Genomic DNA, 17,748 nt, shown 5'->3' on the forward strand with positions numbered 1-17,748 from the left:
CACTAATATTACCCTCAGATAAATAGCTTAGTAGGTTGTTTTCAAACAGCTGTTTCACCAGGGAGTTAAAACTCTATACGTGCAACTAAAGACACATAACGCGCGCCTTGACGCCCCGTCACGAGTCCATAGTCTGGATTCAGTTCTAAGCCATTATCACCGTACTGCGCACGCTCTTCATTGATTGACATAGCACTATCACCATCAAATAAGTTATAGACGGTGCCTTTTAAAGTCATATCGGTACCAAAAAAGTCCGTGTTATAAGTCAATGACATATCGACATTCGTTAACCAAGGTAGGTTTCCTTTGCTACCACGAGGAGCTGGATTACCATTTTCATCGTAATGTGATGCTTGATCATAGTATTGGCTAATACACGCATCCCAAGGATTCCCCTCTGCACAGCTATCTACGCCCGCTGGATGAACTGAGAAGTAACTTTTTGGACGGCCTGATGTAGTGCGGGCAACAAGGCCTATGGTCAGAGCTTCGGTGATGTTATATGCACCACTGAATTTAAATGCATGGCGGTGGTCGTTAGGTAAATTACCGTAGCCGTGATCCATCAAATCGCCATAGTCATAAGAGGTTGTCCAGCCTGGGTCGGCTTGATCATTATCTGTTTTCACAAGCCCTTCGGTGTTACCATAACTATGTGACCAGGTATACGAGGTGTTAATACGTAAATCATCTGTCACATTACCATCTAGAGTAAACTCAAGTGCTAAGTACTTACGATGCGCCTCTGGTAAAGCAAGTTCATCAGCACTTAAATTAACCTCATCAACCTGACCATCACCGTCAAAATCATATGACATTTGAATAGCTTCACCTGGGTTATTCAGCACATAATAAGAGCCTTGACCCACGTTATCGGTAATACCCATTTCAGCCAGTTTTTTAGCTAATACCGGGCCGACATCAGTGTCTTCAACACTGCGTCCAAGATCACGATAAATAGCGCGTACACCCGCTGACATAGTATCGAACACTTCTTGCTGGTAGCCGATAGTAAATTCATCACTGTACATTGGTTTTAATGAAGATGAAGCAATTAACCCTGGTTCAGTAATACCACGCTGGCGCCAACGCCTATCTCGTAGCATGTCCCCTCTGCTTGGCGAACCATCAGTCATTAAACTTGGTGCACCGTTTGCGTCTAGTTCATCTAACTCAAAGTACTCAAACCATTCAATCGAAGCAGATCCTTGGGTAATATTCATGTTCGCAGAGACTGGTTGGAAATAACGCCCATATGTAGCAAAGATCTTAGCACTGCCATCACCCGACACATCATAAATAGCTTGCAAACGCGGTGCTATTTGATTGTCAATATCAACGAAGGCACGACCATCTGATACCGTGTTTTCAAACTGGCTATAGCGTAGCCCCATGTTAAGCACTAAACTATCGGTTGCTTGCCATGAATCATTAATATAAAAAGCGAGTGAAGTTGTATCTGAATCGACTTCGCGACTTCGAACTCGTCTTTCTATAAAGTCACTCCCCAAAGAAGCACCAGATACATCATTTTCACCGGCAGTTTTAACTGTCCACCATCCCTCAGCATCACCAATACCGTTTTGACCTTCAAAGTAATCAACTTTTACATTAGTGTAATCAATACCAAACTGGATTGAATGCATGTCTAGATCCCAATTGAAATCAATCCTTGCTTGGTCGCGCGTAAACTCTTGTTCAGTCACAGACGAGTTTGTATGTTGACTCAAAGTGACAAAGCCATCACGTTCATCCCAAACACCTGGCTTTGGTGATGCAACCACATTTTCAACGTTTTCAGTCACTCGCCCAACAACTGCTGAAACAGAAAAAGTATCAGTTAGGTAGCCATTATAATTTAAGCTATATACTTTACCGCCATCTTCCCCTGGTGCATCCACACCTTGTTGCTCACCAATCACATTCTCTTGCCAGCTGTATGCAAAGGTTTTATCGGTCCAAGTGCGCTTATTGTTCATTGCTGAAAAACCCACTGAGTGATCTTCATTTATAAACCAATCTACTTTTGTAAACCAGCGGTCTTCATCGCGCTCAAAATCAGAATAAGTTGTTTGTCCTGCGCCAGTTGACTCTTCACGGCGCGGTGCAAACAAACCATAAAAAAACAAGGTATCTTCGATGATTGCACCACTAGCCCATAACTGAAGCTCTTTAAAATCGTAACTACTTTGCTTCGTATTAGTGCTAATAGTCCCATTTTCTTGATAAATAGAGTCGTGCTGGCTAAGTAAACCATCAGGATCCCAACGTACTTCTGCACCGAAGTTAAAGTCATTATCACCAGACTTAGACACCGCATTAACAATACCGCCAAGTGCTCCACCAAACTCAGGGCTAACACCACCCGTTTTCACTTGCGTTTGTGAAATAGCTTCCCATGGCAAGCGAATTGAGCCTAAACCTGTACGGATACTGGTTACGTTTAAGCCATTAAAGTAATAACCATTTTCAGCTGCTGATGAACCACCAAAGCTTGAAGCACCATTAAAACTTGCGCCACCCGGTGCCGCTGTACCTGGAGCTAATAACGCAATACTTTCAAAACCAGTGTTTACTGGCATAGCTTTTAATTCAGCATCACTGAATGTTAGACCTGAAGTAGACGAAGCCATATCTACACGGCGAATGGCGGATCCCGTAACAGCAATTCGCTCAATATCACTACCGGCTTTATATAATTGTGCATCGAGAATAATTGATTGACCAATCGTCACTGCAACATTTTCTTCAACTAACGGCTCAAAGCCTTCTTTACTTATAGTGACATCATATGTACCAACTGGCACATTGCGCAGTAAATAGTCACCATCATTATTACTAGTAATGGTATACACTAAGCCTTTACTTTTATGTTTTAAAGTTATTGTAGCCCCGGTTAAATCGTTGCCAGCTTGTGCCACTACATGACCTTTAACAATGCTACTACCATCAACTGCTTTTGCTGTAGGAGTCATTATTAATGCAGCCGTTACCGCCGTTGCTAACAGCGATTTAATGCCTATTCCCCGAGTTTGCTTTTTATTATTTGTAAACATGTGAATGTTCCCTTGTTCCTGTTGGTTTTATTGCCTATTTAACTTAGACGACAAAAAATATACACTCATTACATATTGTATACAATATTAAATATACACATAATTCATATTCATCTTTAAGCAACTGATCTTATTAGTGAAAAATTCTTATGAACTTTCGACCCAACAGAAAGGATCTATTTATGGTGCTAATGGGAATAATAAAAAGGGGGGGGGAAGGCATCACTTCTGTATTATTGCTGCTGGAAAGCTAAAGCGATGCCTAAAGTTATAAATTAGGGTTTAATAGCAGGTACTAGTTGCTAGGTATATTTTTTAATTACTTTTTTCACTTTCTAATTTTATCAGTAATTGTTTTATATCGTTTTTAGCTTTAACAATATGATTTTTTAGAAATTCACAGGCATTTTGACAGTCTTTTTTTCTGCATAACTCGAGTAAAGTACGGTGCTCTTCAGGAGCTTTTGTTAAACCGCCTGCCAATAAAATATGCATACGTACATAGCGCTCTGAGTTTTTGCTGTACATATCAACCAACTCACGGGTTTGTGGGCGCGCGGCGCGGCTGTATAATTTAGCATGAAACTGGCTGTTTAAATCGCCAGTGGCAAGGTGGGTATCGCCGGCATCCATGGCTCTTTCAAGCTCAGTTAAAATAAGCTCGGCTTCAATAAAGTCTTGATCAGTTAAGCTTTGTATTGAATGTTTTAATAGCTCGGCTTCAAGAAGTGCTCTGAGGTCAAAAATTTCGTCAATTTGCGACGCCGAAAGCTGTGTGGCAGTGGCTCCTTTATGAGCTTCAAAGTAAACCAGCCCTTCGGCTTCAAGTTGTAGCAAAGCTTCACGCACCGGAATTCGACTCACGTTTAGCTCTGTGGCTAATGCAGCTTGGCGTAGCGGATCACCCGCTTTTATTTCACCTGAAAGAATTTTTTCACGAATAGCTTCTGCTACAAGCTGAGTTCGAGTTTTATGTTCTATGGCCATAGTAATTTCTATAAATTGCATTTGATATACATTATACCTATAAAAACACGCATGCCAAGTTAGAATCCTTCACAATAAAGAGATAGCGGGAAATGCAATTTCCACTCCCGCTACAATTAACTAAGACTGATAGCAAATTGGTCGCAAAAATCTCAACATTGCATTTAACCCAACGGAAGTGCTACGTACATCTGTGGAGCTTGGAAATGGTCCACCATGGTTCATTGAGCCACATACTTCTACGCCGGTTGGCATTTGATTGTGTATTAAACGCCCTACTTTGTATTTCAGCTCTTCTATAACGTGTTCAGCTTTAGCTAAATCATCAGCGCTGTCATGCACACTTGCCGTAAGCTGCCCTTCAAGCGCTGCTACTAGTAAACTTAACTGCTCCATGCTTTCATAGCGAACCAATAAAGCGGCTGGGCCAAATACTTCTTCACGTAATGCAGGGGTTGCTAAATAGGTATCAACATTACAGGCAAATACATGGGCATTACCATGAAAGTCTTCTGTAAGTGCGCCTTTTGCAATAAGCTCTACGTTTTCGAGCTCACTGCGCTGGCTAACTTGCTTTTTAAAGGTCTTCACAATACCTGGGGTTAATAAAGTATCTGAGGCGGCTGCACTAATGCAGTTGGCTACCTCGGCTTCTAATTCATCACAGCCCGTTGGTACCAGCCATAAGCCAGGACTGGTACAAAATTGGCCATTACCCATTAGCATTGATTGGCATAGCGCTTCAGCCATAGCTTTACCTTCATTTTGAGCTTTTTTTGGTAAAACTATTTGTGGATTTATACTGCCGAGCTCGCCATAAAACGGAATAGGCTCTGAACGCTTGGCAATTGTTTCTTGTAGTAAACGTGCGACATTAAATGACCCCGTAAAACCAACAGCTTTAATAGCTGGCGCCGCGACTAATTGATGCGAAATATCGTAAACATCACTTTGCAGCACTGAAAATACACCTAGCGGCATATCACATTCTTTAATCGCAGCAAGCGCTGCACGAGCCATTAGCTCCCCTGTGCCTGGATGCGCAGTATGATTTTTAACAACCACTGGGCAGCCTGCTGCAAGTGCGGCGGCGGTATCCCCCCCGAGTGTTGAAAATGCATACGGAAAATTAGACGCACCAAATACAGCTACAGGCCCAAGCGGTAAGTAATTAAGCTCTGTACGAGGTTTAGGTAGTGGCGAGCGATTACTATCAGCTTCATCAATCAGCTTTAAACCTAGTGGTGAATCTGGGTTTTCACGCAGTGCACTGGCAAATGCTTTTAACTGATTAACCGTGCGCATTCGCTCACCTTGTAAGCGTGCCATAGGTAAATTGGTTTCTTGCGCTGTTTGCGTTAGTAAATCATCGCCAAGTGCTAAAATTTGCTCTGCAATACACTCTAAAAAATCTGCACGCTGACTAAAACTCGTTTTTCTGTACTCGATAAAAGCATTATCAGCAGCATCAACTGCCGTATTTAACTGAGTACTCGTTACATTAAAGTAGCGTGTCGATAATGGTTGATTTTTAGCCGGTGAAAAGGCTTGAAATTCACCTTGCTCAGCGCGACCTTGCCATTGTCCGGCAATTAGGCTTTGTCCTGTTAATGTCATGCTTTTCTCCTCGTTAAATTACTTGAAACCCATAGGCATATGGGTCGTCGTCATCTACTGTAATGGTGCTCGTTCCGGTTACCCGAGACCAGCCACGAATGCTAGGTAAAATAGCAGTTTGACCTGCCACTTCAGACACCTGCTCTATACAGCCAATAAACTGGCTGCCAATATAACTTTCATGAATAAATGCATCGCCTTGCTGCAATAAGCCTTTACTAAACAACTGAGCCATGCGGGCGCTAGTGCCTGTTCCGCATGGTGAGCGGTCAATGGCTTTATCTCCATAAAAAACCGCATTAGCCGCATCTGAGTTGGAATTTTTGGGTGAGCCAGTCCATAACACATGGCTAGCACCTTGAACGGTAGAGTCGAGCGGATGGATACATTGTATTTTGGTATTAATAGCATCACGCACTAATGGGCTGTATTTGAGTAATTGCCCTGCACTAAAATGTTCAATACCTTTAAAGTTGCCCTGTGGTTCAACAATAATATAAAAGTTACCACCAAAGGCGATATCAACCTTTAATTCGCCCAACTCTGGAATATTGATACATATAGACTGATGCGCTAAATAAGCAGGCACATTGTAAATTTTAACCCACTGCACTTTACCACCAGTCATTTCATAATTGACCTGAACTCGTCCTGCTGGCGTATCCAGTTTTAAAGTACCGGGGGTTTTAGCATGTAGCAAACCATGCTCTAAGGCGAAGGTAACAATACCCATTGTACCGTGACCACACATAGGTAAGCAGCCGGAAGTTTCTACAAATAAAATGGCTGCATCACCATCTTCGCTAGTAGGTGGGTATAAAAAACCGCCCGACATCATATCGTGACCTCTGGGCTCAAACATGAGCGCTTGACGGATCCAGTCATGGTTAGCTAAAAAGTCCTGGCGCTTTTCGCTCATGGTATTTCCCTGTAACAGAGGGTGGCCACTTGTTATAAGCCGCACAGGGTTACCGCAAGTATGGCCATCTATACAAAAAAATGTTCCTTTGCGCATCACTTAATCCAATTTAGGTTTATTTACATCAACACAATACGCTTTCGCAGTATCGTTAAGCGTTGATGAAGAAGTTTTTTCATTTACAACCAGTAGTTTAAAATCTGCTATAGCTTTTACTATAGCGCTGCCAACTAGTTGCCATGTAGAGTTAACTAACTCATCACTATTAAACTGAGCGGCTATTGCTGGGTTTACACCATGCCAATTGGTTTTCATTTGCCTATTCCGAACTGAATTTATGCTTGATATGATAAGTATATTGTATACAATAATCAATATCCTATTTTAATATTAAATTTATAGGTACACACCCTTAAAAGATTACAAATAACTAATTACACATAACTAATTGAAATTTATAACTAAAAATGAGTTGGAAAGAGCTTGTAGAGCTTTTTCTTACTACTTGTCAGTAAATACAATATCGATTTATTTTTTAAAAAACGTATAGCGTTTTACTTTTATCATCAGGGGAAGGTAATTTTGACCAATACAAGAACTCAAAGAGTCGCCGTGATCGGTGCCGGTGTAATTGGTATTTGCACAGCTTTACAGTTACAACAAGCTGGCTTTGCAGTGACGCTATACGATGAAAATGGCCTAGCGCAAGGCTGTTCAAAAGGTAATGCTGGGCACTTTGCCACCGAACAGGTATTTCCTCTAGCGCAGGTAGCATTATTAAAAAAATTACCTGCTATGCTTTTTAACCCATTAGGACCATTGCGCATTGATTGGCGCTATGCAATAAAAGCTCTCCCTTGGTTTTGGCAGTTTATTAAAAATATGCCTACTGCCAGATTTATTGCACATACACACGCTCTCAAAGCCTTAAATGAACATGCAATTCATGCTTATGAAAGATTATTAGCAAACTATCAACTGGGCCACCTGCTTACTAAACAAGGGAGTTTACTTACCTTTGAAAAAACCCCATTGGTTGATGTGCAGCGCACCTTGGCTATGTATCAAGCGCAAGGAATTAAAGTAAAGCTACTTGATACAAAGCAAGTACATGCTCTAGAGCCCAGTTTATCCGACAAAATAAAACACGCTTTATTATTTGAAGACGTTGCTCATAGTATTGAACCACATTTATTTTGTATCCAATTAGCGCAAAAGTTCAGTTTATTAAAAGGGCAATTTCGTCAACAGAAAGTAGTTGCTATCACGCCTAAAAGTGAAAGTTTTATGGTGAGTGATGAACAAGATAGTCTCAATTTCGATAAAGTCGTGATCGCAGCGGGTGCTTGGAGTGCCTCTCTCATCGAGCCGCTTGGATACACAGCACCTTTAGATACCGAGCGTGGTTACCACTGTATGGTTAATATTAACCATGGCCTAACACGGCCCGTAGCTTCTGCTGAACGGAGTCTTATCATGACCCCGATGAGTCAAGGGTTAAGAGTGGCAGGCACAGTGGAGTTTGCGGGTATAAATAGAAAGGCTAATAATAAACGTGCATTAGCTTTACTGCCCCATGCACAAGCGTTATTAGCTAGCCAGCCTCTTAGTGCCACGACTACATGGATGGGCTGTAGGCCATCATTGCCTGACTCATTACCTATAATAGGCCAAGCCCCCAATCACAATAACCTGTACTTTGCCTTTGGTCATCAGCATTTAGGGTTGACACAAGGAGCCATAACTTCCGAGTTAATTACAGATTTGTGTCTCAATAAAGCCCCCTCCATAAATTTAGAGCCATATTCTATAAACCGGTTTATGCGCTAATTCTTTAAAAATTATAATTAAACAAATACATAGGAGAACCTAATGATGACCAAAGGTATTGGTACTCAAACGAAAGAACAAGCACTTGCTAGTCTTTCCAATATGACTCGCGATTTAATTCCCATTCAAGCTGATGAGCATCTAGCCCGTATTGCCCGTGCTCAAGAGTATATGCAAGCCAATAATATTGATGCAATTTACTTAAATGCAGGGACTAACCTTACTTACTTTACGGGTATGCGCTGGTACGCAAGTGAGCGCATGGTCGGTGCTATTTTACCCGCGAAGGGCGAAGTACAATATATAGCCCCTGATTTTGAAATTGGCTCTCTCAATGGCTTTAAAGTTATAGAAGGCCCAATTCGCGGCTGGCTTGAACACGAAAGTCCTTATGCATTATTTGTCAAAGTGCTCACCGAAATGGGCATTGCTGAGAACGGCACTGTAGGGATTGACGAAAGCGCGCAGTTTTTCATTTTCGATGGCATAAATAAAGCGCAAACAGGCTTAAACCTCGTTAATGCACAGCCTGTTACAGCTCATTGCCGCATGCATAAGTCAGCCAATGAACTAATGCTAATACAGCGTGCGATGGATATGACCTTAAAAGTTCATCAGGCCACAGCCAGCATGCTATATGAGGGTATAAGCACAACTGAGGTAGAAGAATTTATTAAACAAGCGCACAAAAAAGTTGGCGCGCCTGGTAACTACTTTTGCATCGTTTTGTTTGGCCTCGCGACATCATTTCCTCATGGTGTCAAAGAGCCACAAATTCTTAAAAAAGGAGATATGGTTTTAATTGATACTGGCTGTAAAGTACACGACTACTTATCAGATATAACTCGCACTTACGTATTTGGTGAAGCTACAGACCGCCAACGCCAATTTTGGAATTATGAAAAAGCCGCACAAATGGCCGCTTTTGATGCAGCTCAAATAGGTCAAAGTTGTGAGAGTGTCGACAACGCTGCCCGCTCTTACTTAGCAGAGCAAGGCCTTGGCCCTGAGTATCAAACACCTGGCTGCCCACACCGTACCGGTCATGGTATAGGCTTAGACATCCATGAATGGCCTTATTTGGTCGGCGGTGACAAAACATCTCTAGCCGCTGGTATGTGCTTTAGTAATGAGCCAATGCTCGTTGTACCTGGTGAATTTGGTGTGCGTTTAGAGGATCACTTTTATATGACTGAGAATGGTCCAAAGTGGTTCACTGAACCCGCTCATAGCCTCGAAAACCCATTTGGGTTATAAGATAAATATACTCATTGCTGCACGGCGAATACTTACCGTGCAGCTAATTAGTACTTGAAAGAACTAGACAACGAATTAGCCTAACAAGTCCAAAGCTTTAAGCCTCTCTCGTGCTAAAAGATATCTTGCACGAACGTCATCAATTTGCTGTTGAGTTAATTTATTACCGAAAGTACGAAGTCCACCATCCTTATCGTCATGATGAATTCCAAATGCGCACTTAAGGTACTCCATAAGTAGCGGTTGAGCATCCAAGTAAGAGATGGAATTCATAGCCTGAGAAATTTTGTTAGCCTCAGCCCATTTCCCTTTATTTACATACTCCTGCATCGTCACACTCGCTTTTGGAAAGATACAACCTACACCTGTGATCCCGCCACATGCTCCTGCTAGTCCGGCATGCACAGTGACAGTGTCTACACCTGCCAAAATTTTTGCATCTTTGTTTTCTAGCATTATCGTCTCAATGATTGAAACATCTGACGTCGATATTTTTAACGCAGTTACTTCAGGAAGCGCAGCAAGTTTTTTAAGAAGCTCGGTTGAGAGCGCATGGTAGCCAGCTGCATCTGGGTTGTTATAAGGCATAATTGTAATGCCAGCCTCTTTAGCGGCTGTTGCACAAAGCGCATAATATGCATACATATCTTCATCACTAGGTGCTTCTTTGGTTTTTGGTGGCATAACCATGACAGTATCTACGCCAACAGATGCAAGTTGCTTTACAATTTCAGCTATTTCTTCTTTCGTTTCTGCCGCAGCACCACTGATCAGTGGCACACCGTATTCTTTTGCAACATCAGAAAGAGCTTCAAGTAAAGAAAGACGCTGATCAACACTTAGATAACTATTTTCACCTAATGTGCCTGAGCCAACAAGCCCCCCCATTCTACTACCGCCTTTCCCTTGTACTTTTAAAATTTCTGCAGCGTATTTCTTTGTTGTATCAAAGTCTATTTCAAATGATCCAGATTCAGACTCTTTTAGCCATGTGAATACGGCCGGCATAACTGAAAAGCGCCAATCTGTGTTCGTTGTTTTCATCATATTTCCTGTGCTTAAAGGTAACTCCTATAAATATTAACACAAATAGAATATTGTATACAATATTCTATTTGTGTTAATTCTCTTGTAATTTGTGAAGCTTAAGCAGTGGTGATTAATTTATGCCATAGTGTGATTAGTCTGGTGAACTGAATTAAACAGTGCCAATTATTGGCACCATTTACCTTGCTTTTGAGCAATTAGTAATAAGTGTGCTGCGCTCCATGAAAAGTTAGGCGCTCCTTGTTGCTCACCATTAAGCGGATTATAGTTCTCACGTATTGGTGCATTAGAAAGCAAACCATTGGCATGATTTAATAGCTTTTCACTTAGTTGCTGAGCTTGTTTGCAATAACCGTAATGACTCATACCTACTAACCCAAAGTAAGCTTGATCAAGCCATACACGTCCACGCCAATAAATATCCGCACCGAAAGCCGGGTTAGTCAGCGCAGCACTGCCAAGCGGAACGTAAGTATTAAACTCATTGTTATCAAGCATTGTTTTTACCACATCACTGGCCTGTTCCATACTCGCTACTTGATTAAACAACGGTGACCACCCTTCAGGACCTTTGCCTCTTTTTACTAAAGCCCTCCCAGCGCAACCATTCGCTAAGGGGGTATCTGCTATTTCAATGTCGTAGTAGAAGCCTGTATTTTTATCAAACATGCACCGATTGATATAATCCCTTAACTGAGCGGCTTGCCTTAAAAAGTAACTTGCTTGGTGCGGTAATTTAAGCTGCTTCGCTATTTTACTTAAATAACGGTTATCAGCAGCCATATAAGAGGCTTGATCCACAGATTCTTGCAATAATGAATACCCAACTAATGTACCTGTATCATTACGATTTTCTGCAAAACCAACGTGCCAGTCACCACGAATCCCGCCGTTTTTTATATAACGATTTAACTGTTGATTATTTATAAAACCAAACACAGCAGCATCATCACGACCAGATTCCCAAGATGCGGCTGTTTGTGCCGGAACTTTAATTTCTAAGGTTGCTTCATCGCTTAGGTAAGTCCTATAGTTTTTTAAGCCACTTTTTGTTCGCCAACCTGCCGAGGTTTTTACTTTAAACAATAACTTACCGTCACGAGTATTATGAGCTTTATCAACAGTGGCACCATACTCAGGCACACCGTTTTTGTTATGATCACGGTTGCGTAACCACCATTCACGATAAGCAACTAGTTTAGGATACATGAGTCTGAGCCACTGAGTATCGCCTGTATTTTCAAATACCTGCCACACAGCCCAAGCTGCCAAGCTTGGCTTAGTATTACGCTCATTCCAATTTGTGCCGTCCCCACCGCGTTTTGCACTAAAATTATAGGCCACTAAGTCAGGTATAAATCCAGCATCCCATGGCCTGACAGCATCGTTTGGCGTTATTTGATGCTCAAACACAGCATTCAAATTTTGTTTTGCAAGCTCTGGATTAAATGTTACCAGTGCATATGCCTGCTTGTAACTATCCCAAGGCCAAGTTTGATTACCTGAAAACCAGCGACCGGTAACGGCAGGACTAACGGTATCAAAACCTACGGCACCAGCTTTACTGCGCCAATTTCCAATTAACGTTTCAACACTTTTTACCGCAAGTTTTTGTAGAGCTGGTTGCTTGTTACTAATTGGCTGTGTAGCTTTATTTATATACTCTTGCCAACGTAATTTACTACGTGATAAATAGTGTTCGGGTTGCTTTAAAATTTCATCAATAATCTCTCTTTCACGTACCGCTTCTTGATTATTTAATAAATATGAATAGCTTGTGTAGAATGTACGATTGTTTTTTATGTGCGTTGTGCTTGAGTAACTTAGGTCGTCATGACGTGTTCTAACCGCTAACGTTTTTTTAAGCAATAACTGTGAGCTCCCCGAAGTGAGTATGTGTCCATGCGCCCTTACTTTGCCAAAACTAATCGCAATACTATTGTTGGTGACTTGCCATTGGGGATTTAATTCCGGATAAACCACAAATGGCGAACGCCCCTCTCTTTCAGTGCCATTGTTAGCACGTAAATGGTTTATAAGCTTTCCTGTGAAATGTAATGTAATAGGCTCTGTGGTTTTGATCTGTGTTTTAACTAATGAAGTGCGATTTGTCACAAAGCGCAAAGTAAGTATTATGTTTACCCCGTCACCGCTTAGCTCTTGCACTAACGCGCCGGGTAAGCTGTAAGCCCGCATTGCTAGCTTCACTTTATTGGCCTCATCGACTTTCAGGCCTTTATAAACAGTCAGCTTTTCTAGATAAGGCGCTATAAAATTTAAATACTCCTCAGTAACAATAGCAGGCCCGGTGAACGCGCCGGCGTTTTCATCTGTTGGTAGCAAATGTCCATGCCATGCGCCTAGATCAAAAAGAGGGCTAAAACGTTGATGATCGCCTTGCTCAAATTCCTGCATATAATATGGGCTGCCGGTTCTATTTATTAAGTTCTTATAATTAACCACCTCACTAGCAGCAGCCTTACAATGACTGATTAAAAGCAGGGTGATTAAAATAAACAGATTTTTAAAAATCATTTATTTAGCCCTTTTTGTATCGCGCTAATAAATAAAAACCAAATCCGGTAACTAGTGCAATGCCTGCAAATAATAGCCACATGATTTCGGGGGATTTTATCTCTTTGACTAGGTAACCATAACTCCACCCAGACAAAAATCCAGCAAATAAAAAGCCTAATGCCATAGACACAAAGTAATAACCCATAAACATAGCAGCACTGCCTTTTGGAGCTATGCTGGCTACATACTCTTGGCTTTTTGGAGAGGTGAGCATTTCACCAAAAGCAATTAATAATATAACCGTTACCACTACTAAACCTCCCAATTGGCTTAGTAATACCCCCGCGCTCATTAATAACAACACTAAAAAAGCACCTGCAGTGACAATTAAACCGCTTATTAAGACAGATATAACTTTAAAATGCTGACATTTAACACTTACTATTATTTGTAACAGAACAATAGCTGCAAAATCTAAATTAATCAGGTATTCAGGGTTTACCTGTCGGTATTTAAGCCACTGCTGCGCCACTTGCATACTTTGCTCAGCCGAAAAGCTAGAAGCACTAGCTTGTTTAAAAAATAACGCTATTTCAGCAACAGGAACATTGACTTTTAAGTGGACTAACTCTAGACGCACTGCCTCTAAATTTATCTCTTTGACTGGTGTTAGACTTTGAGTAGCAGCCAGTGTTTGCAGTTTGTTACTTAAAGCTTGAATATCAACATAAGCAAAAAAATCCACTGCTGATTGACCAAAGTAACTCAAGAGTGCAACTAAATCTTGAGTATCAATATAGTCACGTATAAACAGAGGTAGAGTATAAAAAAGTTGGTTATATACCGTCCAAAACCCCGTTAATATTGCTAAATATAGTGCAAAACTACGATTGCTAACCCTCACCGGTTGTAGATACCATTTAGACGCTTTTTGCACGCTTACGCACTTATCCCATAACCAGTTCGCAGCTAACCAAATCGTAATTAGCGAAAAAGCTTGAGTATATGTTAACCAGCTAACTCCCCCCGTCATTAAAATAATTACACTGGTAAACAGTAATAATGCGAAACGGCTGTTACCCAAAACATGTTGAGCTTGCTGTAAAACCGCTGCCGCCCCTATGCTGCTACGTAGTTTGCTGCTTGACTCACGGTAAAAGAGCAATGGAATAAAATTAACAACTATCCAAGATGCCGACATAATAAATACCGCATCCCAACTAATAGTCCGTAAATACCCAGCCACTAACGGGCCTATGAAGCCCCCCAAATTAACCATAGTGTAAAAAATACCAAAGCCTAAACCCCGGTTACTGTCGTTAGTGTTTTGACTTATAGTGCCAACTACCACAGGCTTAAAGCAGGATGCACCAAAAGCGACTAACATTAAAATCATAAAGAACGAATTAAAGTCTGTCACTTGACCCAAAAAGTAATAACTCGGCGCCATCACAATAAATGAGCATGTAAACATTTTTTTATAGCCATAGCGATCGGCAAAAGCCCCAGTGATCACAGGTAATAAATATAAAAAAAACGGAATTATCCCCTGTACTGCACCTCGCTCTGCATCACTAAATCCGACCCCCCCTTGTTCAACGGGTGTGGTCATATATACCGATGATACAGCAAAGAAACCATACCAGGCTAAACGCTCAAAAATTTCCATGGTATTAGCCAAATAGAAACCTAACCCAAAGCTACGCCAAGTTTGTTTATTTTTATCGATTCCCTGCTGTGCTGCTGATTGTAATTGTTGGTTATTATTCATAGTTTACTTTTTCAATTAAACACAGTATTTTATATTGCATACAATATACACTTAAAGCAAATAAAATGACAAAAATTATATCTCTCACATTATTAACTTTACTACTCACTGCCTGTCAGCCCACGCCTAATACTAGTGCGAATAATAATAAGCCTAGTATTGGCAATATAAAAAGCAGCCCAAGTAAAATGCAAGCAAACATTACCGTGCAGGGCTATACCAGCACATTCAATAATATCGATATAGAGTTTTTAGGAAAAAAAATTCCATATACATATAGCGATGGCAAAATAGGAAATAGTCGGGGCTACAACTGGTGGGTAAGTAAGCACTTTGCGCTAAAAAGTGATCTACCTAAAGAAAAAGTCACGCTATACTTAGAGTTACTTGAAATGGCATATCCACATTATGTTGCTTTATTTGGTATGGCTCCCCCCAATATTGAGCGCCAACGCATTGCAGTTGTTTATGGTAGTAGTCGATCACGTGTACGAGAGGCCATGCTTGATGATGGTTTTTTACGTGGGGTACATAAAACGGCCGGTGGTGAAACCATGTTTTATAACCGTGCCGGATATAATTTCCCCAGCCACCGTGAGCACCACCAGCGCTATATAGTTATTCACGAAACCATGCATGCTTTTCATATGGCATTAAACGGCCATTCAACGTGGGCACCTAATTGGATCACCGAAGGTTTAGCTGATTCGATTGCTCACCATGTTTATGATCCTAAGCAAAAACAACTCACCGTCATGGTATTTGATCGCGCCCCAATGAATTACATTGAAACCGGTTTAAAACAATATTACAGCGCAAATAAACCTACAATTGAAGAAATAAATGACGATCCTGCACTAAAGCGTGGACTTAATTTTTTTATTATTCATTACCTTTTAAACTCTCCTGAACGGGCACAGTACTTTGCTCACTTTATTGAAGAGCTAAGACTAGCGAACCCACACAGCGAAGCCACACTTTCAACAGCTAACTCACTGCTTAAAAGTACTTTTAAAAATTGGTCGGAAATAGAACAAGGTTTTGCTGATTTTGTAGAAAATATCCAGCCTAGCTTCCATATTGTATCAGGACCTTGGGAGCAAGACGGTAACGCTTACTGGCTACGTAATACTCAATCAACGGCGTTATCACGATTAGATATTAATCTCCCCTCAACTGCCAACCACCCAGTCATGGACTTTCCAGCGCCAAAGCCGAGTTCGCTCATTGATGTGGTAAATAAAAACCAAGTGGCCGCGTTAATCGAATTTGAAGCTGCTCAATTACATCGAGGAAACATTGGCATAGCATTACAAGGTAAGCGTAGCCAAAAAAACCAAAAATATCGCCGCACTTTTATTGGTGAAGAGCAAGCAAGTGATGATCAATTACTGATGCTGCTTATTGAAGATGGCAGTCACTTAATTATAAATGCACAAAGCTACGATAACTTTAAAGCAAAGCAAATAGCCCTGACACCTGAGATAAAAAGTGCATTAATCGCAGATAAGAAACTTGCAATAAACCTAACGCTCGAGCAAGCACAATTAAGCATTAACTTACACGCTCAAAGTGACAGTAAAAAAGTAACCCAACAATTTTCTATTCCCCTGAATAAGCAAATGATTTCAACACTTAACAGCGAAAAGATCAGCTTATTAGGTCAAAATAACAACCATAAAATCACCCCGTACTTATTTAACCCTACCCCCACTCGCTTGGTGTCTGTCACAGCAGAGAATGCGCTTACAAACCCTTGGCTTTTTAAAAATTATGCTCTATTAAACCGAATGTTTAAAACCTGCCTGCAACACGAGAGATTTATACCACAATGCGATCTTGAATTGAGTAATATTTTGGCAAAACTCCCCTCTATAGAGCTGCACGATGAAGCCAGTTCTGAACTAGAGTTCTTGGAAAATCAATATATAGCCACATTAAATAATACTGGTTTTAGTACTCTATCCGGGGTTAAATCTGATATTTATTATCACCAAAAAAGGCCTTTTTTAAGAGTGGTCAATCCAACTGGTTCCCCTTTAGAAATTACTGCACAAGTGACACTCACAAATAGCGCTGATAAGCCAAGCAAAACTCATCAGCTAAAACGCAGCTTGAGCTCAGGAACACATAATATCTCACTGCCAACAGAAATAAATGCTGAAAAGATTACTATTGCGCAAACTCTCAAATGGAAGTCGTTAACGCACCAAACTACGCTCTCCAAACGAGTAACCCCGTTTAATGGCGTTGAGTTAAATATAGTAAAATCGAAAGAGCATGAAGACCATTGGTTAGTAGAGCTTAATTTATCTGGGCCTTATTCTGGAGATACAATTGGTGACATTATTCTAACCTCGACATCATTCGAGCAAGCCACTCCCGCAAAATCTCAACAGAAAAGTGTTGATTTAGCACCTTATGAACAAAAAACATACATCTTCAAAGTAACAAAAACTGACAAACCACAACAGATTTCTGTAAAGGCCATTTTAAATGTTGATGGTGAGCCTATTCGTCTTATTCAAGAGCTAACTTTGTCCTAAGCTTAACAATAGGACAAACGCCACTTTCGAAAGAAAGTGGCTTTAAGCTTCTCTTTAGATAACCATTATTTAGTCCAGCGTTAACTGAGTTGCTTCCTTTCTCTTCATACTCAGCCACCTATGCCCTAATTTAATTACCTTTCAATGTACTCATCAATATTGAAGTTGTCAGCTTTATCGACACTTTTGCAACGTAAG

General features: G+C 40.9%; 11 protein-coding genes. 3 read left to right on the plus strand and 8 right to left on the minus strand.

The window, feature by feature from the left end:
* Positions 1 to 65 precede the first annotated feature (65 nt).
* The 5 genes from MTN96_RS22280 to MTN96_RS22300 form a co-directional block, all read right to left on the minus strand.
* On the minus strand, positions 66 to 3,059 hold the full coding sequence (locus MTN96_RS22280) for a TonB-dependent receptor domain-containing protein (RefSeq protein WP_248532784.1): 2,994 nt from the start codon (positions 3,057 to 3,059) through the stop codon (positions 66 to 68).
* Between the two features lie 315 nt (positions 3,060 to 3,374).
* Positions 3,375 to 4,046 (minus strand): GntR family transcriptional regulator, encoded by a 672-nt coding sequence (locus tag MTN96_RS22285; RefSeq protein ID WP_055022350.1) that lies wholly within the window; start codon positions 4,044 to 4,046, stop codon positions 3,375 to 3,377.
* 120 nt (positions 4,047 to 4,166) lie between these two features.
* Complete coding sequence (locus MTN96_RS22290) at positions 4,167 to 5,663, minus strand: aldehyde dehydrogenase (NADP(+)) (RefSeq protein ID WP_235404515.1); 1,497 nt, start codon at positions 5,661 to 5,663, stop codon at positions 4,167 to 4,169.
* Between the two features lie 13 nt (positions 5,664 to 5,676).
* Complete coding sequence (locus MTN96_RS22295; RefSeq protein WP_010557844.1) at positions 5,677 to 6,678, minus strand: 4-hydroxyproline epimerase; 1,002 nt, start codon at positions 6,676 to 6,678, stop codon at positions 5,677 to 5,679.
* Between the two features lie 3 nt (positions 6,679 to 6,681).
* Positions 6,682 to 6,897, minus strand: coding sequence for a hypothetical protein (locus MTN96_RS22300; protein WP_036973850.1), 216 nt, complete (start codon positions 6,895 to 6,897; stop codon positions 6,682 to 6,684).
* Positions 6,898 to 7,164: 267 nt separating this feature from the next.
* On the opposite strand from MTN96_RS22300, the gene MTN96_RS22305 reads away from it, so the two are divergent.
* Positions 7,165 to 8,412 (plus strand): FAD-binding oxidoreductase, encoded by a 1,248-nt coding sequence (locus MTN96_RS22305; protein WP_248532785.1) that lies wholly within the window; start codon positions 7,165 to 7,167, stop codon positions 8,410 to 8,412.
* A 42-nt stretch (positions 8,413 to 8,454) separates the two neighbouring features.
* Positions 8,455 to 9,669 carry a Xaa-Pro peptidase family protein gene (locus tag MTN96_RS22310; RefSeq protein ID WP_248532786.1) on the plus strand — a complete coding sequence of 405 codons (1,215 nt, stop codon included), beginning with the start codon at positions 8,455 to 8,457 and terminating at the stop codon, positions 9,667 to 9,669.
* A 75-nt stretch (positions 9,670 to 9,744) separates the two neighbouring features.
* Here MTN96_RS22310 and MTN96_RS22315 read toward each other — a convergent pair whose 3' ends face one another.
* From MTN96_RS22315 to MTN96_RS22325, 3 genes are all read right to left on the minus strand, one after another.
* Positions 9,745 to 10,713 (minus strand): dihydrodipicolinate synthase family protein, encoded by a 969-nt coding sequence (locus MTN96_RS22315; protein WP_248532799.1) that lies wholly within the window; start codon positions 10,711 to 10,713, stop codon positions 9,745 to 9,747.
* Between the two features lie 168 nt (positions 10,714 to 10,881).
* Entirely contained in the window at positions 10,882 to 13,251 is a 2,370-nt protein-coding gene (gene ygjK, locus MTN96_RS22320) for an alpha-glucosidase (RefSeq protein WP_248532787.1), read from the minus strand.
* Positions 13,252 to 13,255: 4 nt separating this feature from the next.
* Complete coding sequence (locus MTN96_RS22325; RefSeq protein ID WP_248532788.1) at positions 13,256 to 15,004, minus strand: MFS transporter; 1,749 nt, start codon at positions 15,002 to 15,004, stop codon at positions 13,256 to 13,258.
* Between the two features lie 65 nt (positions 15,005 to 15,069).
* On the opposite strand from MTN96_RS22325, the gene MTN96_RS22330 reads away from it, so the two are divergent.
* Positions 15,070 to 17,550, plus strand: a complete 2,481-nt coding sequence (locus MTN96_RS22330) for a hypothetical protein (protein ID WP_248532789.1) — start codon at positions 15,070 to 15,072, stop codon at positions 17,548 to 17,550.
* Positions 17,551 to 17,748 lie beyond the last annotated feature (198 nt).

Source organism: Pseudoalteromonas sp. 2CM28B, assembly GCF_023161935.1.

Coding starts and splice junctions, on each gene's coding strand:
- MTN96_RS22330 (WP_248532789.1), top strand. CDS start 15,070: ATGACAAAAATTATATCTCTCACATTATTAACTTTACTACTCACTGCC.
- ygjK (WP_248532787.1), bottom strand. CDS start 13,251: ATGATTTTTAAAAATCTGTTTATTTTAATCACCCTGCTTTTAATCAGT.
- MTN96_RS22300 (WP_036973850.1), bottom strand. CDS start 6,897: ATGAAAACCAATTGGCATGGTGTAAACCCAGCAATAGCCGCTCAGTTT.
- MTN96_RS22310 (WP_248532786.1), top strand. CDS start 8,455: ATGATGACCAAAGGTATTGGTACTCAAACGAAAGAACAAGCACTTGCT.
- MTN96_RS22295 (WP_010557844.1), bottom strand. CDS start 6,678: ATGCGCAAAGGAACATTTTTTTGTATAGATGGCCATACTTGCGGTAAC.
- MTN96_RS22280 (WP_248532784.1), bottom strand. CDS start 3,059: ATGTTTACAAATAATAAAAAGCAAACTCGGGGAATAGGCATTAAATCG.
- MTN96_RS22290 (WP_235404515.1), bottom strand. CDS start 5,663: ATGACATTAACAGGACAAAGCCTAATTGCCGGACAATGGCAAGGTCGC.
- MTN96_RS22325 (WP_248532788.1), bottom strand. CDS start 15,004: ATGAATAATAACCAACAATTACAATCAGCAGCACAGCAGGGAATCGAT.
- MTN96_RS22315 (WP_248532799.1), bottom strand. CDS start 10,713: ATGAAAACAACGAACACAGATTGGCGCTTTTCAGTTATGCCGGCCGTA.
- MTN96_RS22285 (WP_055022350.1), bottom strand. CDS start 4,046: ATGGCCATAGAACATAAAACTCGAACTCAGCTTGTAGCAGAAGCTATT.